Origin of the sequence: Salinibacterium sp. M195 (genome assembly GCF_019443965.1) — a bacterium.
GTDB lineage: Bacteria > Actinomycetota > Actinomycetes > Actinomycetales > Microbacteriaceae > Rhodoglobus.
This window is the reverse complement of sequence record NZ_CP040814.1, coordinates 2,789,864-2,805,686: the sequence shown is the minus strand read 5'-3', so window position 1 is coordinate 2,805,686 and position 15,823 is coordinate 2,789,864. Positions and strand designations below refer to the sequence as shown.

At 60.9% G+C, this 15,823-nt stretch carries 17 protein-coding genes, 1 tRNA gene and 1 pseudogene; 16 read left to right on the top strand and 3 right to left on the bottom strand.

Translation table 11 applies throughout. The features are described 5' to 3' along the window. The first annotated feature begins 7 nt into the window (after positions 1-7). The 12 genes from FFT87_RS13440 (at position 8) to FFT87_RS13385 (ending at position 10,213) form a co-directional block, all read left to right on the top strand. Positions 8-673 carry a MazG family protein gene (locus tag FFT87_RS13440; RefSeq protein WP_219949185.1) on the top strand — a complete coding sequence of 222 codons (666 nt, stop codon included), beginning with the start codon at positions 8-10 and terminating at the stop codon, positions 671-673. Between the two features lie 278 nt (positions 674-951). Continuing rightward, positions 952-1,551: a TetR/AcrR family transcriptional regulator gene (locus FFT87_RS13435; protein ID WP_255559957.1), complete on the top strand. Its 600-nt coding sequence runs from the start codon at positions 952-954 to the stop codon at positions 1,549-1,551. Positions 1,552-1,606: 55 nt separating this feature from the next. After that, positions 1,607-2,899 carry a histidine--tRNA ligase gene (gene hisS, locus FFT87_RS13430; protein WP_219949183.1) on the top strand — a complete coding sequence of 431 codons (1,293 nt, stop codon included), beginning with the start codon at positions 1,607-1,609 and terminating at the stop codon, positions 2,897-2,899. Positions 2,900-2,999: 100 nt separating this feature from the next. After that, positions 3,000-3,998, top strand: coding sequence for a CPBP family intramembrane glutamic endopeptidase (locus FFT87_RS13425; RefSeq protein ID WP_255559956.1), 999 nt, complete (start codon positions 3,000-3,002; stop codon positions 3,996-3,998). Positions 3,999-4,057: 59 nt separating this feature from the next. Further along, entirely contained in the window at positions 4,058-5,338 is a 1,281-nt protein-coding gene (eno, locus tag FFT87_RS13420) for a phosphopyruvate hydratase (protein ID WP_219949182.1), read from the top strand. A gap of 30 nt (positions 5,339-5,368) precedes the next feature. Continuing rightward, entirely contained in the window at positions 5,369-5,875 is a 507-nt protein-coding gene (locus tag FFT87_RS13415) for a septum formation initiator family protein (protein WP_255559955.1), read from the top strand. Further along, positions 5,872-6,429: a DUF501 domain-containing protein gene (locus FFT87_RS13410; protein ID WP_219949181.1), complete on the top strand. Its 558-nt coding sequence runs from the start codon at positions 5,872-5,874 to the stop codon at positions 6,427-6,429. Before FFT87_RS13415 ends, FFT87_RS13410 begins: the two co-directional genes overlap by 4 nt. After that, positions 6,426-7,679: a S8 family serine peptidase gene (locus FFT87_RS13405; RefSeq protein WP_255559954.1), complete on the top strand. Its 1,254-nt coding sequence runs from the start codon at positions 6,426-6,428 to the stop codon at positions 7,677-7,679. The genes FFT87_RS13410 and FFT87_RS13405 overlap by 4 nt, the downstream gene beginning before the upstream one ends. A 39-nt stretch (positions 7,680-7,718) precedes the next feature. Further along, positions 7,719-9,035 carry an NAD(P)/FAD-dependent oxidoreductase gene (locus FFT87_RS13400; protein ID WP_219949180.1) on the top strand — a complete coding sequence of 439 codons (1,317 nt, stop codon included), beginning with the start codon at positions 7,719-7,721 and terminating at the stop codon, positions 9,033-9,035. Between the two features lie 34 nt (positions 9,036-9,069). Then, positions 9,070-9,143: transfer RNA gene (locus FFT87_RS13395), tRNA-Leu, on the top strand. Positions 9,144-9,224: 81 nt separating this feature from the next. Then, entirely contained in the window at positions 9,225-9,806 is a 582-nt protein-coding gene (locus FFT87_RS13390) for a helix-turn-helix transcriptional regulator (protein WP_219949179.1), read from the top strand. A 155-nt stretch (positions 9,807-9,961) separates the two neighbouring features. Beyond that, positions 9,962-10,213, top strand: a complete 252-nt coding sequence (locus tag FFT87_RS13385; RefSeq protein ID WP_219949178.1) for a hypothetical protein — start codon at positions 9,962-9,964, stop codon at positions 10,211-10,213. Between the two features lie 30 nt (positions 10,214-10,243). On the opposite strand, the gene FFT87_RS13380 is transcribed toward FFT87_RS13385, so the two are convergent. Then, positions 10,244-10,678 (bottom strand): arsenate reductase ArsC, encoded by a 435-nt coding sequence (locus FFT87_RS13380; protein WP_219949177.1) that lies wholly within the window; start codon positions 10,676-10,678, stop codon positions 10,244-10,246. Positions 10,679-10,741: 63 nt separating this feature from the next. After that, the gene (locus tag FFT87_RS13375) at positions 10,742-11,707 is read right to left on the bottom strand and encodes a metalloregulator ArsR/SmtB family transcription factor (RefSeq protein ID WP_219949176.1); all 966 of its coding nucleotides are present in this window, start codon (positions 11,705-11,707) and stop codon (positions 10,742-10,744) included. A 45-nt stretch (positions 11,708-11,752) separates the two neighbouring features. Here FFT87_RS13375 and FFT87_RS13370 point away from each other — a divergent pair. Both FFT87_RS13370 and FFT87_RS13365 read left to right on the top strand, forming a co-directional pair. Continuing rightward, a pseudogene (locus FFT87_RS13370) lies at positions 11,753-12,459 on the top strand (MIP/aquaporin family protein). Positions 12,460-12,522: 63 nt separating this feature from the next. Next, the gene (locus FFT87_RS13365) at positions 12,523-12,768 is read left to right on the top strand and encodes a PLDc N-terminal domain-containing protein (RefSeq protein WP_219949175.1); all 246 of its coding nucleotides are present in this window, start codon (positions 12,523-12,525) and stop codon (positions 12,766-12,768) included. Here FFT87_RS13365 and FFT87_RS13360 read toward each other — a convergent pair. Beyond that, complete coding sequence (locus FFT87_RS13360) at positions 12,765-13,067, bottom strand: putative quinol monooxygenase (protein ID WP_219949174.1); 303 nt, start codon at positions 13,065-13,067, stop codon at positions 12,765-12,767. The two genes, FFT87_RS13365 and FFT87_RS13360, sit on opposite strands and share 4 nt — an antisense overlap. Before the next feature lie 165 nt (positions 13,068-13,232). Here FFT87_RS13360 and FFT87_RS13355 point away from each other — a divergent pair, with 165 nt between their 5' ends. Further along, the gene (locus FFT87_RS13355) at positions 13,233-14,459 is read left to right on the top strand and encodes an amino acid deaminase/aldolase (RefSeq protein ID WP_219949173.1); all 1,227 of its coding nucleotides are present in this window, start codon (positions 13,233-13,235) and stop codon (positions 14,457-14,459) included. A gap of 14 nt (positions 14,460-14,473) precedes the next feature. Further along, positions 14,474-15,823 (top strand): D-arabinono-1,4-lactone oxidase, encoded by a 1,350-nt coding sequence (locus FFT87_RS13350; RefSeq protein ID WP_219950842.1) that lies wholly within the window; start codon positions 14,474-14,476, stop codon positions 15,821-15,823.

Genomic DNA, 15,823 nt, shown 5'->3' with positions numbered 1-15,823 from the left:
TGGTGCCATGACCGAGCCAGCAGCATTCCATCCTGAACTCGAAAAATTGATCGGCACTCTAGAACGATTGCGTGCTCCTGGCGGGTGCGCTTGGGATCGCGATCAGACCCACGAATCTCTCGTGCAGCATCTCGTGGAGGAGACCTACGAGCTCATCGAGGCTATTGAAGCTGGTGAACCTGCCGACATGGTTGAAGAACTTGGCGATGTGCTCTACCAAGTGCTTTTCCACGCCGACATCGCCACCGAGGCTGGGCGGTTCACCCTTGAGGATGTTGCCGCGAACATGACCGCCAAAATGGTTGGCCGGCATCCCCATGTGTTCGGTGATGCGACGGCAGAAACAGCCGACGACGTCATTGCCGTCTGGGATGACCTGAAGAAAACTGAGAAGCCGCACCGCACCAGCGTTGTTGACGGAATTCCCCTCGGGATGCCGGCGCTCGCTCTCGCCGACAAGCTCCTTGGGCGTGCTCACAAGGTTGGACTTCTGGATGCGACAGCACCGGGGGCGATCAATGTCACGCAAGAAGATGAGCTGGGGCCGCTATTGCTGGCGATTGTGGCATCCGCGAAGGCGAACGGTCTCGACTCGGAGCGCGCATTGCGGGCGGCCGTACGCGGACTGAGCGAAGAGATTCACGCGCACGAGGCGGAGTCTGCCCAGAAATAAAGGGGCGGTGAAGTGGGTGGTGCCCTCCCTAACCCGAATAGAGAGGGCACCGGCGCGACACCAGTAGATGAGACATGTGATCGCACGTCGATCATCTAGTGAATTGGCGTCACGCGCTAAAGGATCGGTGGGATTACCCGGCCAACCGATCCAGCCTTGGAGAAGCCTCTGGTGAGTGAGGTTTCAAGTCGATTTGGTGCCTCCAACGCGGTTGCGGCACAAGGAGAAATCATAACCGTTGCAGACTTGATAAGCAAACAACCGTTATGTTAATGAACATGGCTCGCAAACCCGACCCGACTCGCAAGCCAGCACTGATTCAGCAAACACTTGTTTTTCTTGTTGATAAGCCGCTGTCTAGCCTCACTTTCCGCTCGCTTGCAAAAGCACTCGACGTGAGCACCTTCACACTCGTCTACCACTTCGGCACCCGCGCGGAACTAATACGCGAGATTGTGCGTGCCAACGCGCGCGGCGTCAGCCCTACAGAAGCTGCTGCCATGCCCGCAAGCACATTAGAAGAGTACTTTTCGAGCCTGAATCTTTCTTGGCAATGGGCGCAACTTCCTGAGAATCGACACCGCGTTCGCCTCGAGTTCGAGGCAGGATTGCTCGAGGCCATCGAACGCGATGAACTTACCGTCATTCGCACCTACTTCAACCAGTGGTTGGCGCTCGGAACCTCTGCCCTTACCGCTTTGGGCGTGGACGAGCAGGATGCCGCGATCGAATCGCGACTGCTCATCAACACTTTTCACGGCGTTCAGTACGACCTTGTGCTCAATAGCAACTCTGAAGCCTGCCATGCCGCCTTCACTGCAGCCGTGCAGCACCACCGCAGTCGAGTTGAAGCCCTCCTCAACAAAGCTGCGCCTTAGCCGCGAATCAAGGCTGGGTGCGAGAGAATCTGTCACGTACGAGAGAATAGGAACCATGGCGTCCACTGTTAATCCTCCGCGCGGTATGCGCGATTTCCTCCCCGCAGAAAAGGCCCGTCGCGAACGGGTGCTCGGGGTGATTCGGGACAGCTACCGCGCACACGGTTTCGACGAAATCGAAACCCCCGTGATGGAAGACAGCTCACGACTTCATGCAGGCCTAGGCGGAGACAACGAAAAGCTCGCCTTCGCCGTGATGAAGCGCGGGCTTACCGCAGAGAAGTTGCAGGCGGCATCCGAAGCACTCGATCTTGCCGACCTCGGACTTCGCTTCGACCTCACGGTTCCCCTTGCTCGGTTCTATGCCAGTCACCGCGCCGAGTTGCCTAAGGTGTTCCGCGCGATCCAGATGGCACCCGTGTGGCGTGCAGAGCGCCCGCAAAAGGGCCGCTACCGCCAATTTATGCAGTGTGACATCGACATCATGGGCGAGGCCGGCATCGGGGCTGAGATCGAACTGATCTCGGCAACCGCCGCAACACTCGACGCTCTCGGGATTGCCGGCTGCACTATCCGCGTCAACGATCGCCGACTCCTGACGAGCGCACTCAGCGTGCTCGGATTTCCGGCAAAAGAACATGACGCGGTGCTGATCACTGTCGACAAGCTCGACAAGCTCGGTGCTGATGGTGTCGTCGCCGAGCTACGCGAACGCGCATTCCCCGACGAACCGGTCGCAGCACTTGCGGCATTCCTTCAACGTCCTCAGCCTGAAATCAAGCCGGGCTTTACAGCGGATGCCATCCGTGCGGCCCTGCCGGAGGGCGTGAACGAGGCGGTAATCGCTGAACTCGCCACGCTTGGCCATGCGGTTGAGGCTGGTCGCGGTACTGCAGGGGCGCTCATCGAGTTTGATCCTTGGCTGGTGCGAGGAATGGGCTACTACACGGGGGCCATCTTCGAGGTCGCGCACCCATCCCTCGGTTACTCGCTGGGCGGTGGCGGACGTTATGACGGAATGATCGGACGCTTCTTGGGCAGCGACGTGCCCGCGGTGGGATTCTCGCTTGGCTTCGAAAGACTCGTCGACCTCGTGGAATTAGCAGACACCCAGAGTGACGATCAGCTCGCGCTCGTCTATGACACTGAAGTTGATCCGGCAACGCTGGTGCGTTTGCAGGCAGAACTTATTCGCGAGGGCAAGCGAGTGCGGCTCGAAGCACGCCCCCGTAAATTGCCCCCATTGCTCGATCAACTACGCGAAAGCGGATTCACCAGTTTTGCCACAGTGCGTGCGGATTCTGACAGCGTTGCTAGCCTTGAATTCAAGCCACTGAGCGCACAGTAGAACCCGCTGCGGTAGCTCAAAGCACCGAAGTTGCTAGGCACGTTTACTGCCGTGAAAGACACCATCGCCGGTGTGACGCTGAGATTTCGAAGGAGAAAATGTGAACGTCAAGGTCACCCCGGTTGTTGTCTTCCTCGCCGTGAGCTTTGGATTGTCGTGGCTGTTCGCCTTGCCGCTGTGGTTGAGCGGCGGGCTCGAGAACCCGCTGTTCATCGTGTTCGCCCTTGCGATGATGTTTACTCCCGCAATTGCGGCGCTTGTTGTGGTGTTCTTCGTCGAGAAGCATCCCGACGGTCGATCGCGACGTCATGCTCTCGGCCTGGGCTCGGTTCGCCCAGTCGGCAGGTTCTTGCGCTACCTCGCGCTCGCGCTCGTTGTGCCGCCGGCGCTCATCCTTGCGGCTCTTCTCGTCGGAGCAGCCCTCGGTGTCTACCCCGCCGACTTCGTGCACTTTTCTGGATTCCAGGAGATGTTAGACGGTCAGCTTGAGGCTCTCGGTCAAGCACCGCTTCCGGTGCCGATCGGTCTTCTGGTCGCTGCACAGTTCGCAAATGTGTTGGTTGGGGCAGTCATCAATACGATCCCCGCGCTCGGGGAAGAACTCGGCTGGCGTGGCTGGCTTCTCCCGAAGCTTCTCCCGCTCGGTATCGTGCCTGCACTGCTGATCTCTGGCGTAATTTGGGGGTTGTGGCACGCGCCGCTCGTCCTCCTGGGTTACAACTACGTTGACGCTCCCGGATGGTTGGCGTTGAGCGCCATGGTCGGGATGACCATAGTGATCGGTGCAGTCTTCTCGTGGCTGCGCATCCGGTCGGCCTCAGTGTGGCCCGCCGCTCTCGCGCATGGAGCGTTCAACGCGGCTGCCGGATTCTCCTTTATTTTCGTGATGGCAGGGAAGTCCTTTGACCCGCTGCAGGCGACGATTCTCGGATGGTCGGGGTGGCTTGTTCCGCTGGTGCTCGTGATCGTGCTCGGGGCAACCGGGCAATTTCGGGCCCCCACACCCGTCGTCGCCAGCGCTGTCATGCCTGCGAACGCCGACAGCTCAGGCGACTCCACCGGCGTAACTGAGTCGGCATCTGTCGCCGACGCGGAGTAGGCTTTCCCCGGACATCCACCACTAATAGTCCAAACAATCTTTCTTAAAGGAGATCCCCTGTGGCCTTGATCGAAGCAGTTGGCGCCCGCGAAATTCTTGACTCTCGGGGCAACCCGACCGTTGAGGTCGAAGTTTTGCTCGACGACGGCGTGGTTTCGCGCGCCGCAGTTCCTTCGGGAGCATCCACCGGAGCATTCGAGGCTTACGAGCTTCGCGACGGTGACAACGACCGTTACCTCGGCAAGGGCGTTCAGAAGGCCGTTGACGCGGTTATCGACGACCTCGGCCCCGCAATCGAGGGCCTCGACGCCTCCGACCAGCGCCTCATTGACGCTGAGCTCATCGCCGTCGACGGTTCCGAGAACAAGAAGAACCTTGGCGCAAACTCGATCCTCGGTGTTTCGCTCGCCGTAGCTAAGGCCGCTGCAGACTCAGCAGACCTTCCCCTCTTCCGCTACCTCGGTGGACCGAACGCTCACGTGCTTCCCGTGCCGATGATGAACGTCATCAACGGTGGCTCGCACGCCGACAGCAATGTCGACATTCAAGAATTCATGATCCTCCCGCACGGCGCAGAAACCTTCAGTGAAGGACTTCGCTGGGGCGTTGAGACCTACCACGTGCTCAAGGGACTTCTCAAGAGCAAGGGCCTCAGCACCGGCCTCGGCGACGAGGGTGGCTTCGCCCCCGACCTCTCCAGCAACCGTGCTGCGCTCGACCTGCTCATGGAAGCCATCGAGAAGGCCGGCTTCACGCCGGGCAAGGACATCGCTGTTGGCCTCGACGTTGCTGCGACCGAGTTCTACAAAGATGGTTCCTACACGTTCGAGGGCACCTCAAAGACGGCTGGCGACATGAGCGCGTACTACGCCGAGCTCGTTGCGGCCTACCCTCTCGTCTCGATCGAAGACCCGCTTGACGAAGACGACTGGGAGGGCTGGGCTCAGCTCACCGCCGAGATCGGTTCCAAGACTCAGATCGTGGGAGACGACCTGTTCGTCACCAACCCGAAGCGTCTCGCCAAGGGAATCACCTTGGCAACCGCGAACTCGATCCTCGTGAAGGTGAACCAGATTGGTTCGCTCACCGAGACCCTCGACGCTGTCGCTATGGCTCAGCGCGCCGGTTACACGGCCGTCATCTCGCACCGTTCAGGCGAGACCGAAGACACGACGATCGCTGACCTCGCGGTTGCGCTCAACACCGGCCAGATCAAGACGGGTGCACCGGCTCGCTCCGAGCGCGTAGCGAAGTACAACCAGCTGCTGCGCATCGAAGAAGAGCTCGGCGATGCCGCAGTTTACGCCGGCCGTTCCGCCTTCCCGCGGTTCAACGGCTAGCGCCCATCAGCGTCGTCTAGCATCGAACGCATGGCTAGGCGAGTACGGGCAAAAAAGGTAGCGGTGTCGCTGCCCGAGGAGAGCGCGCCAGAACACTGGTTGCGCACGATCCGCTTCTCGGGCTTCACCGTGCTCATGCTTGGTTTGCTCATACTCGCCGTCATCGTACTTGCGCCCAACCTCCGCATTCTGATCGAGCAACAGCAGGTCATCGCTCAGTTGCAGACAGAAGTGGATGACGCTCAAGAGTCCGTCGACAGCCTCAATGACAACGCGGCGCGCTGGAACGATCGCGCCTACATCGAATCCCAGGCGCGCGACCGGCTGTACTACGTGTACCCGGGAGAAACCAGCTACCTGGTTACCGGCGACGACGCCGCGGTAACCACCAACGACGGGGTGCCGGTGAGCACGAGCATCCAGACCACGAAGATCGATTGGGTGCAGACTCTCGTGTCGTCCATCTACACTGCTGGTCTCACCGAAGACGCGCCAGACGAACTGATCGCCCCCGTGATTGAAGGACCAACGCAATGACCACCCCACCGTTTGACGCCGTCAGCGATGAAGATGTGCGCATTGTGACGCTTCAGCTTGGTCGACCTGCCCGAGACGTGATCGGCATCGCCGCGCGTTGCGTTTGTGGCGCGCCAACCGTCGTCTCGACCAAACCACGGTTGAGCGACGGAACGCCATTCCCCACCATCTATTACCTGTGCCATCCGGCGGCTACGGCATCCGTGTCGACGCTGGAAGCCGAAGGCCACATGCCCGAATTGGCGGCAATGCTTGAGGGCGAGATCGCGGAGCAGTACCAGACTGCGCACGAGGCCTACATCGCTGATCGCGACACTTTCGAGGTTGTGCCTGAGCTCTCCGGCGTCTCTGCTGGCGGAATGCCGACACGAGTGAAATGCCTCCATGCGCTCGTTGGCCACAGCCTCGCCGCCGGGCCCGGAGTAAACCCCATCGGCGACATTGCTCTCGAGCGTGCCTCGTGGAGCCCCACGATCTGTCAGTGTCCTGACTACTCAGCAGATGTTGCCGCAGCAGCTTTGCCAACAGATTCGGCAGGGGAGAGCGGCCTGTGAAGCGGTGGGCGGCTGGCGCTGTACTGATGGCGAGCGTGGCGACGCTGTTGGTAGCGACGCCTGCCCACGCGGACGCAGTGCGCGATCAGGAGTATTGGCTACAGGAATACGGCATCGAAGCCGCGTGGAAGACCACCAAGGGTGCCGGCGTCACGATTGCCGTGATCGACACCGGCGTCGACGGCACGGTGAAGGAACTTGTCGGTGCAGTTACCGGCGGCACTGACTTCTCTGGCCAGGGTTCACCAAACGGCCAGAAGCCTGTTGGTGACGAAAACCCGGCCCACGGCACTCTCGTTGCCTCGTTGGCTGCGGGACGTGGCACGGCAACCGACGCTGGAGTGATTGGTGCGGCTCCGGCCGCCAGCATCTTGGCCATCTCGATTGGTTTCACTGGCGGTCCGATTAGTTCGGATGATCAGATCGCGCAAGCAGTACGTTATGCCGTTGATCAGGGGGCGGATGTCATCAACCTGTCGCTCACTCGCGAGACTTTGGACTGGCCGCTGAGCTGGGATAGCGCGTTCCTCTACGCCATGGACAACGACGTCGTTGTCGTCGCGGCGGCAGGCAACCGTGGCAGCGGTACGACCTCTGTTGGCGCCCCGGCGACGATGCCCGGCGTGCTGACTGTGGCTGGCGTCGATGTGAACGGGGTAGCGAGCTTCAACGCGTCGACTCAGGGCATCACGATCGGTGTCGCGGCACCGAGTGAAGACCTCGTGGGCGTCGCGCCTGGCGGTTCCCATGTGCTCTGGAACGGAACAAGTGGGGCAACTCCGATTGTCGCCGGAATTGTGGCGTTGGTGCGCGCTGCGCATCCGGAGCTTGATGCGAATAACGTCATCAATCGCATCGTTGAGACGGCGCATGACACCGGTGACCCTGGTGCCGATGCGATCTACGGCTTCGGCCTCATTGATGCCGAGGATGCGGTGAACGCGCAAGTGCCGCTCGTTGACAAAAACCCGATGGGCAGCCTCGCGGAATGGATCACCGTTTACCGCCGCGCCGAGTCAATCCCGGTGCCACTGCCGAGCTCGACTGTTTCACCGACGCCGTCTCCCGCGCCTGTTGCGGACCCAGAGACTGCTGGCCCAGTAAGCCCGCTCGGCACAGTGCTCCCGACAGTGAGCATGCTTCGCAATGTGGGTATACCACTTGCTGTTTATGCGATATTTTTGACGATTCTTGCTGGTTGGGGCCTCTGGGCATGGCGTCGGTTTAGAGGTACGCGCGAGACAGAGTAGGTTTGGTGGCGAACTTGCCCTTTTAGGAGACTCTAACTCGTGCCAAAAATCTTGATTGTCGGCGGCGGTTACGCCGGTTTTTACACTGCTCGTAAGCTCGAAAAATGGCTGCGTCACGGCGAAGCAGAGGTCACTATGGTTGACCCGCTTCCCTACATGACGTACCAGCCGTTCCTGCCAGAGGTAGCTGCAGGAACTATCGAGCCTCGCCACGCTGTGGTTCCTCACCGTCGCCACCTGAAGACCACCAAGGTCATCACGGCGAAGGTTGCCGGAATCAACCACGCGACGAAGACCGCTACGATTCAGCCCGAGGTGGGCGACTCGTGGGAGATGGACTACGACCTCGTTGTTGTCACCGCTGGTGCTGTGTCGCGCACCTTCCCGATCCCGGGCGTTGCTGACGAAGCCATTGGCATGAAGACGATTGAAGAGGCTGTTGCTGTACGCGACCGTCTTCTCACCAACTTCGATAAGGCAGCTACTTTGCCTGCTGGCCCCGAGCGCGACCGTCTCCTGACGTTCGTTGTTGTCGGCGGCGGCTTTGCTGGTATCGAAGCCTTCGGCGAAATGCGAAGCCTAGCTTCGTCGCTACTGCCGCTCTACCCGAGCCTCAGTTTCGAAGACACCCACTTCCATCTCATCGAGGCAATGGGCCGCATCATGCCCGAGGTTTCGTTGAAGACGAGCCTGTGGGTTATCCAAAACCTCGCTGACCGTGGCGCTCAAATTCACCTCGACACCCAGCTGAAGTCAGCTGTGGGCGGCGTTGTTGAGTTGTCGACCGGAGAAACCTTCGAGTCAGACACCATCGTGTGGACTGCTGGCGTTATGGCCAACCCGGTTGTGCGCAGCACTGACCTTCCCATCGAAGAGCGTGGCCGCATCCGTGTTCAGGCTGACCTCCGTGTCATCAACGATGACGGTGTTGTCGAGGGTGCGTGGGGTGCCGGCGACGTGTGTGCTGTTCCCGACCTCACCGGTGGTGGCGTTGGTGGCTTCTGCGTACCCAACGCTCAGCACGCTGTTCGCCAGGCGAAGACTATGGCCAAGAACATTGTTGCCGAGCTTCGCGGCGAAGGAACCAAGGATTACTTCCACAAGAACGCGGGAGCGGTTGCCGGTCTCGGCCTGTACCACGGCGTCTTCCAGTCCGGCAAGATCGCGATCAAGGGCCTCCCGGCCTGGTTCATGCACCGTGGCTACCACGGCATGGCAATGCCGATGTTCGAGCGCAAAGCTCGCGTCTTTGGCAACTGGATCACGAGCTTCTTCTGGGGCCGCGACACCATCTCCATCGAGGCACGCGTAGAACCACGCCGCGCCTTCGAAGAGTTCGCATCACGCCCCAAGTAGTGTGATTGCATGCTCCACGCTCTGCGTGGGGCGTGCCCCGATAGCCCAATTGGCAGAGGCAGATGACTTAAAATCATCACAGTCAGGGTTCGAGTCCCTGTCGGGGCACTGTTTTTAGAGGTTTCGCTGGTTAATCGACTCAGCTTGTGGCAAAATGAAGCTATAGCTTCATTTTTCAGGAGATGAATTGTGACATCGACCATCAAATCCACGCGGCGGGCTGCAGGAATAACAGTCAAAGAGCTCGCTCTGCGTCTTGACGTGAGCCCGAGCGCGGTTTCGCAGTTGGAGCGCTCCGAGGCCGAGGGCACGATCAAATTAAACTCTCTGCGCGAGGCGCTTGAAGCGTTGGGTGCCAGCCTCAGAATCACCGCGGGTGCAGCTGGCCCAATGTCTCGATACGCACCTTATCGTGTTGCAGATTCTCTTTCCGAATCACTTTTGCGCGACAGTGACCCGACGTTTCGGCTTCGGCTGTTGACTCATGCAGTGAAGGAGCTTGCGGAGAATTCGGCAGCGTTCGACAGAGCTGACGTGGAGACCGCCCCTACTGCGCTGCCAGACAAGCGCTGGGACACACTCATGCGCGCGGCCTACGCGCGGGTCATTCCTGAATCTGAACGACCAGACTGGACGCGTACGTCGAAGCTGTCAGAGCCATGGTTTTTGTCAGAATTCCCGTTGTTGCGAGAACGGGCGAAAACGACAACTCCTGATTACCTTCGTGAACTTAATATTTTTATTGATGAGCGAAGTTTGACGAGGGCCTGACGTGGCGAACGATCTTGAGATGGACCCGGTTGAGGTGCGTCGGCTGCTTGACGAGTTGGTGCGACGGTTGACTGTCGCCCTCATGGCTCAATGCGAACGGGCAGGCGTTTATCCCGCCCAGGGAGACGCCAGACAGCAAGCTTCCGGAACGCGGAGTGACCGTTACCTATGCCGACAGCCGTGAGCTCATCGCGATGAAGCTGGCAGCGTCGTGTGAGCAGGATTTACATGATCTTGGAATGCTTGCGCGACAAGCGGGGATCACCGACCCTCAGGGCCTCGTGAATATCGCCTTCGAGGCGTATGGCGAAGATTCAGTAGTGCTCAACGAGAGTCGCGACGACTATCTCATCATGGCGACGCAGGCGCTAGCGCGTGCGAAGAAGCGAGCACAAGCGCGACAGTAGGTACTGCCATCGGATCTAATCGCTGGTTGACTAGGCCGGAAGGATCTCCGCCAGCAGGCTCTGGATGCGCGCCTTGATGTCATCGCGGATGGGGCGCACCTCGTCTAGGCCTTTGCCGCGAGGATCGACGAGCTCCCAGTCTTCGTAGCGTTTGCCGGGGAAGATCGGGCAGACGTCGCCGCAGCCCATCGTGATGACGACATCCGACGCTTGCACCTGGTCGGTGGTCATCAGCTGGGGGACCGCTTGTGAGATGTCGATGCCCTCTTCGGCCATGGCCAAGATTGCGGTCGGGTTGATCTCGTTGCCTGGCTCAGAACCGCCCGAGCGCACCTCTACCGCGCCATTCGATAGCGCCGTCATGTAGCCGGCGGCCATCTGGGAGCGGCCAGCATTGTGGATGCAGACGAAGAGAACGACAGGCTTGCGGGTGTCGGACGCGGCGGGGGCGGTTGCGGTGGTCATAGCTAAAGCATAGATGAATGTCTATGCTTTGCGCGAGGAGTGAGCAAGCAGAGCGCGACTAGTTCACCCAGCGTTCACCGCGGGCAGCGAGCGAAGCAGCTCGCGCACCCGACGATCGATGTCATCGCGCACGGTGCGTACGCCATCCATTCCCATGTCGGCAGGGTCGGGCAGCTCCCAATCGAGGTAGCGACGGCCAGGATAAATCGGGCAGGCATCACCACACCCCATGGTGATGACAACATCCGCGCCGCGCACAACCTCATCGGTCAGGGGCTTCGGGTATTCGCCGTCGATCGAAACACCGATCTCGTTGAGCGCCGCCACGATCTTGGGATTGATGGTCTCGGTCGGCTGCGATCCGGCGGTCAACACGCGCACGCGGTCTCCGGCAAGAGCACGCAGAATTCCAGAAGCCAATTGCGAGCGACCCGCATTCTGCACGCATACGAAGAGCACGCTGGTGGGGGATGCGGATGCTGCGGCATCCGTCGATGATGGAGCATTCGCATCGGCGAGAGAGCCCAGTCGATCAGCTGTGAAGCGTGAGGTGTGCGACGACAGATGGCGATCGCGCGGAGCGCCGCGGCGCAATAACTCGTAGCTGCTCGCCACGTATTCGGCAACGGTTTCGCGCGAAAAAGTTCCGGCAAAACGCAGGGCGAGATCGTCGGTGATGCGGGCGAGCACTGCCGGGTCTACGGGGGCCGCGGGTGCATCGGCAGGGGAGCGCTGCACGAAATCAAAGACGTCACTCAGCCGAGACGGTACGAGCGAATACCAGACCTGGCGCCCCTCTTGAACGCCCTGCAGGATGCCGTCATTGGCCATGACGCGAACGTGGTGGCTCACCGTCGGCTGGGTGAGGCCGAGGCGGGCTGCGAGGTCGGTGACTCCGCGGCGGCCATCCGGAGCATCCATTAGTAGCCGCAAAATCTGCACTCGCGTGGGGTCAGCGATCGCGCGCATGCTGAGTGCGATGCGCTCGGCGATTGCGCGCTCGGTGGTGGGGGATCCGGTCGCTGGCATAACCAGCAGTCTAAGCGCCGGACGACAATTCATAGACAGTTATCAATGTTTCGGTATGATCGCCGAATGACCGCGCCCCGCAGCATTGCCCTTGCCCGCCGCCTGACCGCAGAATTCGTGGGCAGCGCCGGCCTTGCCGCCGTAGTGATCGGCTCCGGCATCGCGGCGCAGCAGTTGTCACCAAGCGACACTGGCCTACAACTTCTCGAGAATGCCCTCGCCACTACGTTCGGCCTTGGCGTGCTCATCCTTGTCTTCATGACCGTGAGCGGAGCCCACTTCAATCCCGTCGTCTCGATCGTTGATTCGCTCAGCGGGCTGCGGTCGTGGCGCGATACCGCGTTCTACATTCCGACCCAGATTGTCGGATGCATCGTCGGTGCCATCCTCGCGAACCTCATGTTCGCGCAGGCCGCCGTTACGTTCAGCACCACCGTGCGCCTCACTCCGGGACACTTTCTCAGTGAGGTCGTGGCAACCGCTGGACTCATCGTCGTGATCTTCGCCCTCGTTCGCACCGGCCGCGCCAACCTCGCGCCTATCGCCGTAGGCGCGTACATCGGCGGTGCCTACTTCTTCACTAGCTCCACAAGTTTCGCGAATCCCGCGATAACCATCGGGCGGATGTTCAGCGACACTTCGCGGGGATCGCACCAGGCTCGGCTCCCGGCTTTATCGCGGCGCAACTCATCGGTGCCGCCATTGGACTTGTTCTCGTGCGGTGGCTGTTCCCTGAGCGTCGCGTGGCATAGTCGCGCCAGCAGGAGTAATCTCGGGCTAAAGCCAGCATCAGGGTTTCGCCAAGGAGGAACATCATGGCTGATTTCTCAGGATTACAACTTGTTCTCGTGCTCGGCCTAATCGCGTTCTACATCGTTACAGTCTGGGCAATAGTTGTCACGGTGCGAGATTCGACCACGTTTCCGTGGATGACTGCGCTGTGGATCACCGCCCTCATCCTGTTCCCCGGTATCGGCTTGCTTGCCTGGCTCATTTGGCGCATCATGCGCAAGAACGCGGGGCTTCCGGGGTTCACCAGAGAGAGCCACCGCAAACATTAGGCGCGCAGCGGCGACCCGACTACCTCGAAGCGGTTGCCGCCCATCTCTCCGCTGAGCAACGGCATTGCTTCTGTGATCGCGGCCTGAACGCTGGCGAGCTGCAGCGACGCCTGATGGGATTCGGCCGAATCCCAGAGCTCAGAAACGAAGACAGTGTCGGGATGCTCGTCGCTGACGCCAACCTCATAGCTGAGGCATCCGGCCCCATCAAGGTCTGTGCTGCGACGGGTGAGAATTGCCACAACCTCCTCGCGGTGGCCGGGTTTCACGCCAAGAGTTCCTACATTTGCGAAAGTCATTCCTCTACTTAAGAGCACCCTGCGGCGGGGGTCAAGCGGCGGGCAAGCACGCGGATCGTTGTGCTTGTCTCCGCGTTCTGGGAAAGTTGAGCAACCAAGGCGCTGAGGCCACACCCGGGCTCACCAGCGTTTCGATGCTCACCGCCGTGCACCCGAAGGAATTTTGTGAAGCTGCTCAGCACCCCTGCAACCCCGTGGCACACACCCGAGCACTACTGGCAACAACTCAGCGAAGCCACAGAGGCCCTCGATTCTCCCTGCGGAGTGATCTCACTCGATGCGCTCTCGCACAACGCCGCCGACATGGTGCGCCGCGCATCCGGGCTCCCCATTCGCGTCGCGAGCAAGTCGATTCGCGTGCGCGCCGTGATGGATGCCGTACTCGCCCTCGATGACTACCGCGGTGTTCTCGCGTACACGCTTACCGAGGCGCTCTGGTTGGCGGACTCGATTGATGATGTGGTGGTCGGCTATCCCTCCGTGGATCGCGCTGCGATTGCTGCGCTCGGAACCAGCCCGGCGCTCGCCGAGCGTGTCACGATCATGATCGATTCGGTTGAGCACCTCGATTTTGTCGATTCGGTGCTTTCGCCTCAGCATCGCGAAACGATCCGCGTCTGCATCGATGTGGATGCGTCGTGGCATTCGCCACTGCTCGGGCACGTGGGGGCGCATCGTTCGCCGGTGCATTCGGCAGCTCAAGCGCGCACGCTCGCCAGCACGGTCGTTGATCGTGCTGGTTTCACTCTGGTGGGCGTTATGGCCTACGAGGCGCAGATTGCGGGGGTCGGCAACCGTCCGCCGGGCAAGCCGGTTTATGGTCGAGTGCTCGATGTTGTGCAGCGAGCCTCCGCCCAAGACCTTCAGCAGCGCCGCGGCGAAATTGTGGCCTCTATTAGCGAGATTTCGACACTCGAGTTCGTGAACGGCGGGGGCACCGGATCACTCGAATCCACCGCCGCTGATCCGGCTGTCACCGAAGTCGCAGCGGGCAGTGGCCTCTTTGGTCCGCACCTGTTCGACCAGTACAGCCACTTCACGCCGGCTCCGGCTGCCGCCTTTGCTCTCTCGGTGGATCGCAAATTTGCGCCCCATATCGCCACCGTTCATGGGGGCGGGTGGATCGCCTCCGGAGATCCCAGCCCCGATCGGATGCCCCAGCCAGCGTGGCCGGCCGGGCTCAAGTATTTGCCGCGCGAGGGCGCTGGCGAAGTGCAGTCACCGCTCACGGGCCCCGGGGCTGAGGGGCTGAGCATCGGAGACCGTGTCTGGTTTAGGCACACCAAGGCAGGCGAACTTTCGGAGCACCTCAATGAGTTCGCGGTGGTCGAAGACGGCCGCATCATCGAAACCGTTCCGACCTACCGCGGTGAAGGCAAGGCGTTTCTGTGAGCGCGCCCGAGCAGATGCCTCAACCGCTGCCGGCGGCGCGACCGACCACCCCCGCAAGCCTCCGGCCGGGCGCACCGTGGCGCAACTGGGGGCGTTCAGAACGGGCGCGTCCCGAGTTTTTGGCTCAACCGACCAACGTCGCTGAGGTCGTGGAGATCGTCAATTTCGCCCGCAATCATGGCCTCACCGTCAAGGCGTGGGGTGCTGGCCACAGCTTCACCTCAATCGCCGCGACTGACGGAGTGCATCTCGACGTCGGCGCCATCGAGGGCGTGCTCGCCGTCGATGGCTCCTACGTCACGCTCGGTGCTGGCACCAACCTGCACCAACTCCCCGCCTTGCTCGAACCCCTCGGCCTCGCGCTCACCAACATGGGTGACATCGATCGCCAAACCATTGCCGGCGCAATCTCAACCGGAACCCATGGCACGGGCGCGCGATTCGGCGGCATCGCCACCCAAGTGCGCGGCGTCACTCTCGTTACGGCGGCGGGCGAAGTGCTGCGGATCAACGCGATTGAGAACGCCGAGCTGCTCCCGGCCGTAGCCCTCAGCTTGGGTGCTCTCGGCATCCTCGTCGACGTCACGCTCGAGTGCGTTCCCACCTTTCTGCTTCACGCGGTCGAGCGACCAGAACCCGCTGACACCGTGCTCGCTGAGTGGCTGCAACGCAGCGCCGATACCGATCACTTCGAGTTTTACGTCTGGCCGCACACCACGACGGCCCTGACCAAGAGCAACACGCGGTTGCCTGGCGATGCGCCGCGGCATCCGCTCACCAAGTTTTCGAGCTGGTTCGACGATGAGTTCATGGCCAACGGCGTGTATCGCGCCATTGTCGCTGCGGGCAAGGCCGCGCCGGCGATCATCCCGCCCATCAACCGTCTTGCGGTAAAGCTCTCGGGCAATCGCGAATTCACTGACGTGTCGAGCAGCGTCTTCGTCACCGATCGCACCGTGCGGTTTCGCGAAATGGAATATGCCCTGCCGATCGACGCGGTCGCGGATGCCGTCCGCGCCATCCAAAAACTGACTACCGACCGCAAATGGAAAGTTTCATTCCCGATCGAGGTGCGTTCGGCGGCTGCGGACTCACTACTGCTGTCAACCGCGTCGGGGCGGGCTACTGGATATGTCGCGGTGCACCGGTATTGGCGCGAAGACCCGGCCGAGTATTTCCGCGAAGTCGAAGCGATTATGGTGGCGCATGACGGTCGACCACACTGGGGAAAGCTGCATAACCGGCATGCCGATTCGTTGTCTGGCACCTATTCGGGTTTCAATGAGTTCCTGGCAATTCGCGAGCGACTCGATCCCGGGCGGGTGTTCGCGAACGATTATCTCCGCCAGGTATTAGGGCAGTAG

Bases quoted from the DNA above. Each gene is read 5' to 3' on its own strand.
- FFT87_RS13440 (WP_219949185.1), top strand. From the start codon at position 8: ATGACCGAGCCAGCAGCATTCCATCCTGAACTCGAAAAATTGATCGGC.
- FFT87_RS13435 (WP_255559957.1), top strand. From the start codon at position 952: ATGGCTCGCAAACCCGACCCGACTCGCAAGCCAGCACTGATTCAGCAA.
- hisS (WP_219949183.1), top strand. From the start codon at position 1,607: ATGGCGTCCACTGTTAATCCTCCGCGCGGTATGCGCGATTTCCTCCCC.
- FFT87_RS13415 (WP_255559955.1), top strand. From the start codon at position 5,369: ATGGCTAGGCGAGTACGGGCAAAAAAGGTAGCGGTGTCGCTGCCCGAG.
- FFT87_RS13410 (WP_219949181.1), top strand. From the start codon at position 5,872: ATGACCACCCCACCGTTTGACGCCGTCAGCGATGAAGATGTGCGCATT.
- FFT87_RS13380 (WP_219949177.1), bottom strand. From the start codon at position 10,678: ATGACCACCGCAACCGCCCCCGCCGCGTCCGACACCCGCAAGCCTGTC.
- FFT87_RS13375 (WP_219949176.1), bottom strand. From the start codon at position 11,707: ATGCCAGCGACCGGATCCCCCACCACCGAGCGCGCAATCGCCGAGCGC.
- FFT87_RS13365 (WP_219949175.1), top strand. From the start codon at position 12,523: ATGGCTGATTTCTCAGGATTACAACTTGTTCTCGTGCTCGGCCTAATC.
- FFT87_RS13360 (WP_219949174.1), bottom strand. From the start codon at position 13,067: ATGACTTTCGCAAATGTAGGAACTCTTGGCGTGAAACCCGGCCACCGC.
- FFT87_RS13350 (WP_219950842.1), top strand. From the start codon at position 14,474: ATGCCTCAACCGCTGCCGGCGGCGCGACCGACCACCCCCGCAAGCCTC.